We start from the raw sequence: 12,209 nt of genomic DNA, 5'->3' as shown, positions 1-12,209 counted from the left end.
CCAGGTATCGCAGGGCCAACGTCCGTTTGGACGTTGGCCTTGAACCCTCCCCTTGCAGGGTGCATCTTTATCACTTGTTGCCAAAACAAGAATAAGGATCGCTCATGTTCGATATCAGCACGTTCCCCACCGCCGATGCCGTCCGCCGGGCTGCGCAACTCAGTCAGGAGGACTACCAGCGCCTCTATCGCCAATCCATCGATCAGCCGGATACGTTCTGGGCTGAACAGGCCAAAGGCTTTCTCGACTGGACAACCCCGTGGCACACCGTTCAACGCTCAGACATCAAGACCGGCGCTGCGCAATGGTTTGCCGGCGGCCAACTGAATGTCAGCTACAACTGCATCGACCGTCACCTCGCCCTGCGCGCCGATCAGCCGGCCTTCATCTGGGAAGGCGATGATCCGACAAAATCTTCAAAAATCACCTACCGCCAACTGCACCAGAACGTCAGCCGCCTGGCCAATGTGCTGAAAAGCCGTGGCGTAAAGAAAGGCGACCGGGTGTGCATCTACATGCCGATGATCCCTGAAGCCGCCTACGCCATGCTCGCTTGCACGCGGATCGGCGCGGTACATTCCGTGGTGTTTGGCGGCTTCTCGCCGGATGCCTTGCGTGACCGTATTCTCGACGCCGACTGCCGCACCGTAATCACTGCGGACGAAGGCGTGCGCGGTGGTAAACCGGTAGCACTGAAACAGAATGTCGACAAAGCCCTGGCCAGTTGCCCGAATGTGAGCACGGTGCTGGTGGTAGAACGCACCGGAGCGACCGTTAACTGGAGCGAAGGCCGCGATCTCAAGTATCAACAAGCCTTGGATGCGGCCAGCAGTGACTGCCCGCCTGAGCCAATGGACGCCGAAGACCCGCTGTTCATCCTCTACACCTCCGGCAGCACCGGCAAACCCAAAGGTGTGCTGCACACCACCGGCGGCTACCTGCTGCAAGCCGCAATGACCTTCAAATACGTGCTCGACTACCGCGAGGGCGAAGTGTTTTGGTGCACCGCCGATGTGGGCTGGGTCACCGGCCACAGTTACATCGTGTACGGCCCGCTGGCCAACGGCGCGACTTCGCTGATGTTCGAAGGCGTGCCGAGCTACCCGGACAGCTCACGCTTCTGGCAGGTGATCGACAAGCACAAGGTCAATATTTTCTACACCGCCCCTACCGCGTTGCGTGCCTTGATGCGCGAGGGCCATGGTCCGCTGGAGAGCACCTCTCGCGCCAGCTTGCGTCTGCTGGGCAGCGTCGGCGAACCGATCAACCCGGAAGCCTGGGACTGGTACTTCAATGCGGTGGGCGAACAGCGCTGCCCGATTGTGGATACCTGGTGGCAGACCGAGACCGGCGGCATCATGCTCAGCCCACTGGTCAGCGCACAGCGCATCAAGCCCGGCTGCGCTACCCAGCCGATGTTTGGCGTACAGCCCGTGCTGCTCGACGAACAGGGCAAAGAATTCAGCGGGGCCGGCAGCGGCGTACTGGCGATCAAAGCGAGCTGGCCGGGGCAGATCCGCAGCGTGTACGGCGATCCGCAGCGCATGATCGACACTTATTTCAAACCCTACCCCGGCTACTATTTCACCGGTGACGGCGCACGGCGCGACGAGGACGGCGACTACTGGATCACCGGACGCATCGACGACGTGATCAACGTGTCCGGTCACCGTATCGGCACCGCCGAGGTGGAGAGCGCCCTGGTGCTGCACGACCAGGTCGCCGAGGCCGCCGTGGTGGGGTATCCCCATGATGTCAAAGGCCAGGGCATCTACGCCTTTGTCACGCCGATGAATGGCGTGGAACCCGACGACGCGCTGAAAAAACACCTGCTGGACCTGGTCAGCAAGGAAATTGGCAGCTTCGCCAAGCCGGAACTGATTCAATGGGCACCGGCCTTGCCGAAAACCCGCTCCGGCAAGATCATGCGCAGGATTTTGCGCAAGATCGCCTGCAACGAACTCGACAGCCTCGGTGATACCTCGACGCTGGCCGACCCGAGCGTCGTAGAAGGCCTGATCGACAAGCGCCTGAACCGATAGGAGCCCCCACGTCGCCATGGAATTTATCCGCAGCCGTATCGAAAGCCAGTTGATGAGCCTTACAGGCCTGTCGCTGGGCCAACTGGACCTGGAAAACCCCAAGGGCGACCCCGGCCTGTTCGGGCCCGATTCGGTGAGCTGGCAGGTGCATGGCGACTTCAGCAGCATGCTCATCGGCGGCATCAGCGCCTTGATGCTGCAAGCCTTGCACCCACTGGCCCTGGCGGGCGTGTGGGACCATTCGAACTTTCGTCAGGACATGCTCGGGCGGTTGCGGCGCACCTCGCAGTTCATCTCGGGCACGACGTTTGGTTCGCGCAAAGACGCCGAATGGCTGATCGAAAAAGTCCGCACCATTCACCTCCAGGTCGTCGGCCACGCTCCGGACGGGCGACCTTATGCGGCCAGCGACCCAGAGTTGCTGACCTGGGTGCATGTGGCGGAGGTCAGTAACTTCCTCGCCGCTCACCTGCGCTATCGCAACCCGCAGCTTTCAGGTCGAGACCAGGACCGTTACTACAGTGAAATTGCCCTGGTGGCGGAACAGCTGGGCGCGCGGCATGTTCCGCGCTCTCGGCAGGAAATTTCAGATTATCTGGCACGTATCCGCCCACACTTGCTGTGCGACGATCGCAGCCGCGAAGTGCTGCGCTTACTCCTCAATGCGCCCTCCCCCAGCCTGCTGGCCAAGCCATTTGGCGCGTTGATGATGCAAGCCGGGATCGACCTGCTGCCGGATTGGGCCAGCGCCATGCTCGACCAACACCAAAGCCCGCTGCAACGCCAGATGATCCGTGCCGGGGTCAAACGCAGTGCGCCTATGCTGCGCTGGGCGATGCGCAACGGTTCGGTGCAACGCGCCCATCGGCGGATGGGGTTGATGTAGGCCACGGCGCATAGCTGTTAAACTTCGCGCCCTTATTTCCCCAGCAAGGCGCGCTCCATGTCTTCCCTGAATCAGGCGCTGCGCGCCGCCCTCGATCATCGCCAAGACCTGATCAATGAGCTGCACGCCCAAGGCACTGACTGCTACCGACTGTTCCATGGCAGCCAGGAAGGCGCCGGCGGCCTGACCATCGACCGCTACGGCCCGCAATTGCTGGTGCAGAGCTTCCACCAATGCCTGGAAACCGCAGAGCTGCTGGACCTGCATCAACAGGTCAACCAGTACATGGGCCTGGAACTATTGCTGGTGTACAACGACCGTTCCCGTGGCAACTCGCGCATCGACCGCGAAGACACGGTTTATCGTGCCGAGTCCGCTGCGCTGGAAGACCTGATCGGCCACGAGTGGGGCCTCAATTACCGCGTGCGCGGGCGCCATGCCGGGCAGGACCCGCTGCTGTTCCTGGATTTGCGTAACACCCGTGGCTGGGTCAAGGCGCACAGCGCCGGCAAAAGCGTGCTGAATCTGTTTGCGTATACCTGCGGCGTTGGCCTGAGCGCGGCCGCCGGGGGCGCCCGTGAGGTGTGCAACCTGGACTTCGCCGAGGGCAACTTGGCGGTCGGCCGCGAAAATGGCCTGCTGAACCCGCAACTGCCGACTATGGAATTTGTGCAGTCGGATTACTTCCCGGCGATCCGCCAATTGGCGGGCCTGCCGATCACCCAACGGCGCGGGCAGAAGCTGCCGAGTTATCCACGCCTGGAGCAGCGTCAATACGATCTGGTACTGCTCGACCCGCCAGCCTGGGCCAAAAGCGCGTTTGGCACAGTCGACTTGCTGCGCGATTACCAGAGTCTGCTCAAGCCCGCGCTGCTAGCCACCGCCGACAATGGCGTGCTGATCTGCTGCAACAACCTGGCAAAAGTCAGCATGGATGATTGGCGCGAACAGGTCCTGCGCTGCGCGGAGAAAGCCGGACGCCCCGTACGTGACTGGACAATCATGACGCCAGGCGCGGACTTCCCCTCGCAGGATCAACAGCCACCACTGAAAACCCTGATACTCCAGCTGTAAGACGTTTCTCAAAGGGCCTTGCTCTTCGGAACCGAAAACCCGTGCCATACTCCAAGGCACTCCTGTTTGACATAGATGGCGTCACCCCATGCCCAAAGGATTGATTCGCGCCGCCGGCGCCTTGTTGACCGCTCTTGCCCTGTACAGCTTGCTGGGCTTTTTGATTCTCCCCGGTATCGCGCTTCGGATTGCCAACCAGCAACTGGCCAATTACGCCACGGTGCCGGCCCGGATCGAGCGGATCGAGCTCAACCCGTTCAGCCTGGAAGTGACGGCATGGGGGCTCCAAATCGGTGAGCCCGGCAAGGAACAGGTGGGTTTCGAACGCCTCTATGCCAATCTTCAGATCGACAGCCTCTGGACCCGCGCCCTGCACCTTGCCGATGTGCAACTGGACAAGCCGAAGACCGAGCTGCTGTTCGACAAATCCGGCCAGTTGAACCTCGCACAGTTGTTCAAGCTGCCCCCCAGCGAGCCAACGCCCGCCGATCCGGATGCCAAGCCCTTCCCGTTGCGCATCGACAGCATCAAGCTGGCGGGCGGCTATGTGCACTTTCAGGACCTGCGCCCCAGCGAACCGATCGAATTCCTCTACGATACGCTCGACTTCGAACTGAAAAACCTCAGCACCTTGCCTGAAGACAATGCCGACATGACATTGGTGGCGGCCGGGCCTGAAGGTGGGCGAATCGACTGGAAAGGTAATTTCAGCCTGGTGCCGATGCTCTCCGAAGGCACGTTGAAGGTCACCGATGGCAAGATGAAAGCCTGGTGGCCCTATGTACGTGATGCGCTGCCACTGGTACTTGAAGACGGCGTGCTCAACTTCAGTACCGAGTACAAGTTCAGCCTGGCCAAAGAGACCGAGCTGAACCTCACCAACACCGCCGCCAGCATCGCGCCATTTGCCATCAAGGCGCCCGACGGTCGCCCACTGGTGCGCCTGGAACGCCTGGACGTCAGCGAGACCACGGTAGACCTGGCGAAACAGCAAGTGGTGGTGGGCAAGATCCGCAGCAACAAACTCGAAACCTGGGCGGCCCTTGAGGCTGACGGGCAACTGGACTGGCAGAAACTGTTCGCCAGCCAACCGAGCAAACCGGCCAAGGCGCCGGAGCCTGCCACCGCACCGGCCACCGCCGACTCGCCAAAAGCCGAGCCCGCCGCGCCGAGCAAGCCTTGGCAAGTACTGCTCAAGGACGTGCAACTGCGCAACTATCAGGTGCACCTGGCCGACCGCCAGGCCAAACCGGCGGTCGCGCTGGAGGTAGGCCCGCTGAACGTCGACCTGCAGAACTTCGATAGCCTTAACCAGAGCCCGTTTACCCTGAAAGTCGACTCAGGCGTGGGCAAGCAAGGCAAAATCCAGGCGACCGGCGAGGTCAACCTCAACCCGGTCAGCGCCAAGCTCAAAGTGAACACCCAGGACATCGACCTTCGGGTTGCCCAGTCCTACATCAGCCCGTTCATCCGCCTGGAACTGCGCAGCGGCATGCTCGGCAGCAACCTCGATGTAAACCTGAAAAGCACTGACCCTCTGAAACTGCAGGTCACTGGCCGCGCCCAGGTCGACCAATTACACACGCTGGACACCCTCAAGACCCGCGACTTCCTCAAATGGCAGCGCCTGGTGCTCGAAGGCGTCAACTACCAGCACGGCGACAGCCTGTCGATCGACAAGGTCAACCTGCTGCAGCCGTATGCGCGCTTCATGATCAACGATGACCGTACCACCAACGTTGATGACCTCTTGATTCCGCAAGCCGCCGACAAAGGGCCCAAGCCCGCCAGCAAGGACAAGCCCTTGGGCATTCGCATCGGCCAGATTGCGATCAACGACGGTTCCGCCAACTTTGCCGACTTCAGCCTCACCCCCAACTTCGCCACGGCGATTCAGCAGCTCAACGGTCAGATCGGCACCATTGACAGCCGCCAGGCCAAACCAGCCAGCGTTGATATCAAGGGCAAGGTCGACCGCTACGCGCCGGTCACGATCAAAGGCAGCGTGAATCCGTTTGATCCGATGGCGGCGCTGGACATTGCCACCAGTTTCAAACGCGTCGAGCTGACCACCCTGACGCCCTATTCCGGCAAGTTCGCCGGGTTCCGTATCCGTAAGGGCCGTCTCAACCTCGACCTGCACTACGTGATCACCAAGGGCCAGTTGAAGGCCGAGAACAAGGTGGTGGTCGAGCAATTGCAACTGGGTGAGAAGGTCGACAGCGCCGATGCCGTGGACTTGCCGATTCGCCTGGCGATCGCGCTACTCAAGGACAGCGACGGCAAGATCTCCATCGAACTGCCGGTAACCGGCGACCTGAATAACCCGCAATTCAGTGTGATGCCCATCGTGTGGCAGACCCTGCGTAACCTGGTGGTGCGCGCAGCGACAGCGCCCTTCAAATTCATCGGCGGGTTGGTGACCGGCGGCGGTTCGGAAGACCTTGGGAATGTGTCGTTCGCCCCAGGTTCCAGCGAGTTGAACAAAGACGCCGAAGGCGCCTTGAACACCCTGGCTAAGGCACTGAAAGAGCGTCCTACCCTGCGTCTGGAAATCGAAGGCACTGCCGCTGCCAGCAGCGACGGGCCTTTCCTCGCTGCGCAGCGCCTGGAACGTGAATACCAATATAACTACTACAAAATGCTCCAGCGCCGGGGTGACAAGGTGCCCGCACAGGCGTCGCTGCTGGTCGTCCCGGAAGGTGAAAAGGCGCCTCTGCTTGAAGGCATTTACCGCACCCGTTTGAAACAGCAACCGCCGGCGGAATGGAAAGACCTGAGCCGCGATGACCGCACAGCGAAGCTCAAGGACGGCGTGATCAAGTTCTGGAGCACCAGTGATGTGTTGCTGCGTCAACTGGGCCAGGACCGTGCCAGTACCATCAAGGACTACTTGGTGGATAAGGGCCAGCTGGAAGACGACCGGGTGTACTTCATTGATGCCAACCTGGGTCAGGCTGAGAAGGACGGACGGGTCGTGACGCCCATGCACTTGGACGCCGAATAGACCCCGCACCTCTATAGGAGCTGGCTTGTATTGGCGTGAGATTGCATCCAGCGCGAAATAGAAAAGGCCCCGACACGAATGTCGGGGCCTTTAATGACCACATCCTTGTGGCCGGTCGCATGAACCTGTGTGGTGCGTTGAGTGGATAACTAGCTCACTCTCTGCCGCCTAGTTCAGACGAATTCCTCCAGCGTTACTCTGCTTTCAGGCCGTCGGCCGATACAGCTTTAACGCCTTTGATTTTCTTGGTGATATTCACCGCGGTAGTTTTCTGAGCTTCAGTGACCGCTACGGTCGAAGACAGGGAAACTACACCTTTGTTGGTTTCGACTTTGATGTCGGTACCAGGAATGCCTTTTTCGGTTACCAGATCAGCTTTGACTTTGGTGGTGATCCAAGTATCCGAGGTGGACTCTTTAGCGCTAGCAGCTGCGCCCTTGGTTTTATCGATACCATCAGCTTTGGTTGCGCCGCCAGCCAGTAGGCCATCAGCAGAAACAGCAGTCACACCTTTGATTTTCTTGGTGATGGCTACAGCGGTCGCTTTTTGCGAATCCGAAATAGCGACGTCGGAGGACAGGGAAACCACGCCTTTGTTGGTTTCAACCTTGATGTCCGAACCAGGAATACCTTTCTCGGTCAGCAGGTCAGCTTTCACTTTGGTGGTGATCCAGGTATCCGAGGTGGACTCTTTAGCCTTGGTCACTTCACCGGCCGCCAGCGTCATAGGGGCTTGGGAAGTCTGAGCAAAGGCTACGTTAGCACCCATGGCCAGGGTCAGAGCGGTAGCAGTAGCGAGAGCGAACTTCTTCATACGAGTAACTCCTGTTTTATTAAAAGTCTGCAGTACGTAAACCTTGATGCTGCAGCGTTAACAGGGATATTGCAGGCAGTGTGCCAAGTTTGATGAGCCAATAAAACTCATATAAAACAACAAGTTATAAAAACACGTAATTTTCGGAATCGTGCAAGTTGCATGAATACCATCGTGGCTGCATGCAAGTTGCGGCTTTTGGATTCAGCTAAACGGCTGATTTCCCGCTACTTTCCAGCGCCCATAAAAAAAGGACTCCGAAGAGTCCCTTTTTCAGCTGAAAGCTCGGGGGATTAAACGCCCGAAGCCTTGGCTGCTGCTACGTCCTTGATGGACAGCTTGATACGGCCGCGGTTGTCCACGTCCAGTACCAGCACTTCCACTTCCTGGCCTTCTTTCAGAATGTCGGTCACTTTCTCAACGCGAGCGTCGCTCAGCATAGAGATGTGAACCAGACCGTCTTTGCCCGGCAGGATGTTGACGAATGCGCCGAAGTCGACGATGCGCTCAACCTTACCGACGTAGATCTTGCCGATCTCGGCCTCAGCGGTAATGCCCAGAACGCGCTGACGTGCAGCTTCAGCCGCTTCCTTGGTTTCGCCGAAGATCTTGATGGAGCCGTCGTCTTCGATATCGATCGAAGCCTTGGTCTCTTCACAGATCGCACGGATGGTCGCGCCGCCTTTACCGATAACATCACGGATTTTGTCGGTGTCGATTTTCATCGCGATCATGGTCGGAGCATTTTCCGACAGCTCGGTACGGGACTGACCAATGATCTGGTTCATCTGGCCGAGGATGTTCAGGCGCGCTTCCAGGGCTTGGCCCAGGGCGATTTCCATGATCTCTTCGGTGATGCCCTTGATCTTGATGTCCATCTGCAGCGCGGTCACACCTTTGGCGGTACCGGCTACCTTGAAGTCCATGTCGCCCAGGTGGTCTTCGTCACCCAGGATGTCGGTCAGGATGGCGAACTTCTCGCCTTCTTTAACAAGGCCCATGGCGATACCGGCAACCGGCGCCTTCATTGGCACACCAGCGTCCATCAGCGCCAGGGAAGCGCCGCAAACGGAAGCCATGGAGCTGGAACCGTTGGACTCGGTGATTTCCGACACAACACGGATGGTGTACGGGAACACGTCAGCAGCCGGCAGCATGGCCTGGACCGAACGACGGGCCAGACGGCCGTGACCGATTTCGCGACGACCAGCACCGCCCATGCGACCACACTCGCCCACCGAGAACGGAGGGAAGTTGTAGTGCAGCATGAAGGGGTCTTTTTTCTCGCCTTCCAGGGTGTCCAGTAGCTGTGCGTCACGGGCAGTGCCCAGGGTCGCAACAACCAGTGCCTGGGTTTCACCACGGGTGAACAGGGCCGAACCGTGGGTCTTCGGCAGAACGCCGACTTCGATGTTCAGCGGGCGTACGGTGCGGGTGTCGCGACCGTCGATACGTGGCTTGCCGTTAACGATGTTTTCGCGAACGGTGCGGTATTCGATTTCACCGAATGCAGCTTTGACGTCGCTGGCGGAAGGCTGGCCTTCTTCACCGGACAGCTTGGCTACAACCTGGTCCTTCAACTCGCCCAGGCGAGCGTAACGGTCGGCCTTGACGGTGATGGTGTAGGCGTCGGAGATGGCAGCGCCGAACTCGGAGCGGATAGCGCCCAGCAGTTCGGTGGCTTCCGGGGCAGCAGCCCAGGTCCAGGTTGGCTTGGCAGCTTCGGCAGCCAGCTCGGTGACAGCCTTGATGACCGCCTGGAACTCGTCGTGGGCGAACAGTACAGCGCCCAGCATCTGGTCTTCGGTCAGCTCTTTGGCTTCCGATTCAACCATCAATACGGCTTCCGAGGTACCGGCAACGACCATGTCCAGGCTCGATGCTTTCAGTTGCTCGTAAGTCGGGTTCAGCAGGTAGCCGGTGCTTTCGTGGAAGGCAACGCGGGCTGCGCCGATCGGGCCATCGAAAGGAATACCGGAAATGGCCAGGGCAGCCGAGGTACCGATCATCGCAGCGATGTCCGGATCGGTCTTCTTGCTGGTGGAAACGACGGTGCAGACAACCTGCACTTCGTTCATGAAACCTTCTGGGAACAGCGGACGGATCGGACGATCGATCAGTCGGGAAGTCAGGGTTTCTTTCTCGGAAGGACGGCCTTCGCGCTTGAAGAAACCGCCAGGGATCTTACCGGCAGCGTAAGTCTTTTCCTGGTAGTGAACGGACAGAGGGAAGAAGCCTTTGCTCGGGTCAGCGGTCTTGGCGCCAACAACGGTTACCAGTACGGTAACGTCGTCATCAACGGTAACCAGCACTGCGCCGGAGGCTTGACGGGCAATACGGCCTGTCTCGAGGGTAACGGTCGACTGACCGAACTGGAATTTTTTGATAACCGGGTTCACGGTGTCCTACCTTCTTTGTGGCTCTTGGGGAACTTGTCTTCTTGCGAAATTCTTGGGCAATGCCGGGAATCGGCCCGACGCTAGTCCAGGGTAAAACGTGTATCCAGATAAAACTTGAGGCTGGGAGCCTGCCATGGGCCAGCGGGAATCCCACTGACACACGGCAGACAACCAACCTCTAGCGCAATCGCTTATTAGCGACGCAGACCCAGGCGACCGATCAGAGTCTGATAACGACCCAGATCCTTGCCTTTCAGGTAGTCCAGCAGCTTACGGCGCTGGTTTACCATGCGGATCAGACCACGACGGGAGTGGTGATCTTTACCGTTGGCCTTGAAGTGACCTTGCAGCTTGTTGATGTTGTGGGTCAGCAGTGCAACTTGCACTTCTGGCGAACCAGTGTCACCAACAGCTTGCTGATAGTCAGCAACGATTTGTGCTTTTTCTTGAACGTCGAGAGCCATGAGGCAATCCTTTTTTCAGGAAACCACCCAAAGGGCAGTTTCAACAGGCCAGGGACAAATCCCTGTATCTAAAAATGAGTGTTGACCGTGCCTGTTAACAGCCACACTCGTTCGGTCATTCTGACCGAATCAGTCGACGCGGCGCTATGCGCCCGTCTTCGCTCACTTCACCGATACCGATAAAGCGACCGTTATGATCCTGTACCCGCACCATGCCGAACTTCGGCGCATCCGGGGCACGCACCGGCTGGCCGTTTAGCCAGTAGAACGCGCTGTGTTCCGAGAAGTGCAGCAATGGCCAATCGAGCAAACCGCTGTCCGATGGCATCAGGAAGCGATCAACCGCTTCATTGCCGCCTTCGGCGTGTACCGCTTCCAACTCTTCCAACGTGACCGTCTGGGCCAGGCTGAAAGGACCGGCCTGGGTGCGTCGCAGTTCTGCAACGTACGCGCCGCAACCGAGCTTCTCACCGATATCTTCCACCAGGGTACGGATATAGGTGCCTTTGCTGCAGTCCACGGCCAACCGGGCGGTGTCGCCTTCACAGGCGAGCAATTCCAAGCGCGCAATAGTAACAGAACGCGGTTCGCGCTCCACTACTTCGCCCGCACGCGCCAGCTTGTAAAGAGGCTGGCCATCACGCTTTAGCGCCGAGTACATCGGCGGTATCTGACTGATTTCCCCACGAAAACCGGGTAAAGCAGCTTCAATATCAGCACGACCAACGGTCACGTCGCGAACCTGCAGAACATCACCTTCGGCATCGGCCGTGGTGGTGGTCTTGCCCAGTTGCATCAGGGTTTCGTAACCCTTGTCGGAATCGAGCAGGTATTGCGAAAACTTGGTGGCCTCGCCAAAGCACAACGGCAGTACACCGGTGGCGAGGGGGTCGAGACTACCGGTGTGCCCGGCCTTTTCGGCGTTGAGCAGCCAGCGGACCTTCTGCAATGCGGCATTGGAGGTAAAGCCAATGGGCTTGTCGAGCAGGATTATGCCACTGACGTTGCGACGGATACGTTTGACCTGAGCCACCGCTTACTCCTTGGCGTCTTCAGGTGTGGACGGGTGCTGGCTGTCTTCAGCCACGGCGCGCTCGATCAGTGCCGACAGGTGCGCACCCCGCACGACGCTTTCATCGTAGTGGAAGTGCAACTGAGGAACACTGCGCAGCTTCATTTCACGGGCCAATTGCATGCGCAGGAAACCTGCCGCCGAATTGAGCACCTTGATGCTTTGCGCGATTTCTTCGCTGCTGTCCTGCCCCATCACGGTGATGAAGATCTTCGCGTGACCCACGTCACGGCTCACTTCAACGGCGGTGATGGTGACCAGGCCAACGCGTGGGTCTTTGACTTCGCGACGGATCAGTTGGGCCAGCTCGCGCTGCATCTGATCGCCGATACGCTGGGTACGGCTGTATTCTTTTGCCATGTCTTGTTACCTGTTACTGCCACACGGTGAAACCCGTGGGGTCTGAAAGCGGCAAACGCCCGGCCTGACAAAAGCCAGACCGGGCGTTGCG

9 protein-coding genes are annotated in these 12,209 nt (G+C 59.1%); 4 read left to right on the top strand and 5 right to left on the bottom strand.

What is annotated here, in order from left to right; translation table 11 throughout:
• Positions 1-104 precede the first annotated feature (104 nt).
• The 4 genes from acs (at position 105) to KHP07_RS26965 (ending at position 7,009) form a co-directional block, all read left to right on the top strand.
• Positions 105-2,042: an acetate--CoA ligase gene (acs, locus tag KHP07_RS26980; RefSeq protein WP_214498351.1), complete on the top strand. Its 1,938-nt coding sequence runs from the start codon at positions 105-107 to the stop codon at positions 2,040-2,042.
• 16 nt (positions 2,043-2,058) lie between these two features.
• A complete protein-coding gene (locus KHP07_RS26975; RefSeq protein ID WP_214498350.1) occupies positions 2,059-2,928 on the top strand; it encodes an oxygenase MpaB family protein in 870 nt (289 codons plus the stop codon).
• 57 nt (positions 2,929-2,985) lie between these two features.
• Positions 2,986-4,002, top strand: coding sequence for a class I SAM-dependent rRNA methyltransferase (locus KHP07_RS26970; RefSeq protein ID WP_214498349.1), 1,017 nt, complete (start codon positions 2,986-2,988; stop codon positions 4,000-4,002).
• An 88-nt stretch (positions 4,003-4,090) separates the two neighbouring features.
• Positions 4,091-7,009, top strand: a complete 2,919-nt coding sequence (locus KHP07_RS26965) for a DUF748 domain-containing protein (RefSeq protein ID WP_214498348.1) — start codon at positions 4,091-4,093, stop codon at positions 7,007-7,009.
• Between the two features lie 193 nt (positions 7,010-7,202).
• On the opposite strand, the gene KHP07_RS26960 is transcribed toward KHP07_RS26965, so the two are convergent.
• The 5 genes from KHP07_RS26960 to rbfA form a co-directional block, all read right to left on the bottom strand.
• Positions 7,203-7,823, bottom strand: coding sequence for a BON domain-containing protein (locus KHP07_RS26960; RefSeq protein ID WP_078050215.1), 621 nt, complete (start codon positions 7,821-7,823; stop codon positions 7,203-7,205).
• 293 nt (positions 7,824-8,116) lie between these two features.
• A complete protein-coding gene (gene pnp / locus KHP07_RS26955) occupies positions 8,117-10,222 on the bottom strand; it encodes a polyribonucleotide nucleotidyltransferase (protein WP_017528788.1) in 2,106 nt (701 codons plus the stop codon).
• A gap of 194 nt (positions 10,223-10,416) precedes the next feature.
• Positions 10,417-10,686, bottom strand: a complete 270-nt coding sequence (gene rpsO / locus KHP07_RS26950) for a 30S ribosomal protein S15 (protein WP_003177875.1) — start codon at positions 10,684-10,686, stop codon at positions 10,417-10,419.
• A 115-nt stretch (positions 10,687-10,801) separates the two neighbouring features.
• Positions 10,802-11,719: a tRNA pseudouridine(55) synthase TruB gene (gene truB, locus KHP07_RS26945; protein WP_025857114.1), complete on the bottom strand. Its 918-nt coding sequence runs from the start codon at positions 11,717-11,719 to the stop codon at positions 10,802-10,804.
• Positions 11,720-11,722: 3 nt separating this feature from the next.
• Positions 11,723-12,118, bottom strand: coding sequence for a 30S ribosome-binding factor RbfA (gene rbfA, locus KHP07_RS26940; protein WP_016973761.1), 396 nt, complete (start codon positions 12,116-12,118; stop codon positions 11,723-11,725).
• Positions 12,119-12,209 lie beyond the last annotated feature (91 nt).

The sequence above is a fragment of the Pseudomonas sp. VS40 genome (assembly GCF_018587885.1).
Taxonomy (GTDB): Bacteria; Pseudomonadota; Gammaproteobacteria; order Pseudomonadales; family Pseudomonadaceae; genus Aquipseudomonas; species Aquipseudomonas pergaminensis.
The sequence above is the reverse complement of the archived record's forward strand: the minus strand, read 5'-3'. Positions and strand labels throughout refer to the sequence as shown.

What these genes read in the sequence shown, in the direction of transcription:
- acs (WP_214498351.1), top strand. Translation starts at nt 105, where the DNA reads ATGTTCGATATCAGCACGTTCCCCACCGCCGATGCCGTCCGCCGGGCT.
- KHP07_RS26975 (WP_214498350.1), top strand. Translation starts at nt 2,059, where the DNA reads ATGGAATTTATCCGCAGCCGTATCGAAAGCCAGTTGATGAGCCTTACA.
- KHP07_RS26970 (WP_214498349.1), top strand. Translation starts at nt 2,986, where the DNA reads ATGTCTTCCCTGAATCAGGCGCTGCGCGCCGCCCTCGATCATCGCCAA.
- KHP07_RS26965 (WP_214498348.1), top strand. Translation starts at nt 4,091, where the DNA reads ATGCCCAAAGGATTGATTCGCGCCGCCGGCGCCTTGTTGACCGCTCTT.
- KHP07_RS26960 (WP_078050215.1), bottom strand. Translation starts at nt 7,823, where the DNA reads ATGAAGAAGTTCGCTCTCGCTACTGCTACCGCTCTGACCCTGGCCATG.
- rpsO (WP_003177875.1), bottom strand. Translation starts at nt 10,686, where the DNA reads ATGGCTCTCGACGTTCAAGAAAAAGCACAAATCGTTGCTGACTATCAG.
- rbfA (WP_016973761.1), bottom strand. Translation starts at nt 12,118, where the DNA reads ATGGCAAAAGAATACAGCCGTACCCAGCGTATCGGCGATCAGATGCAG.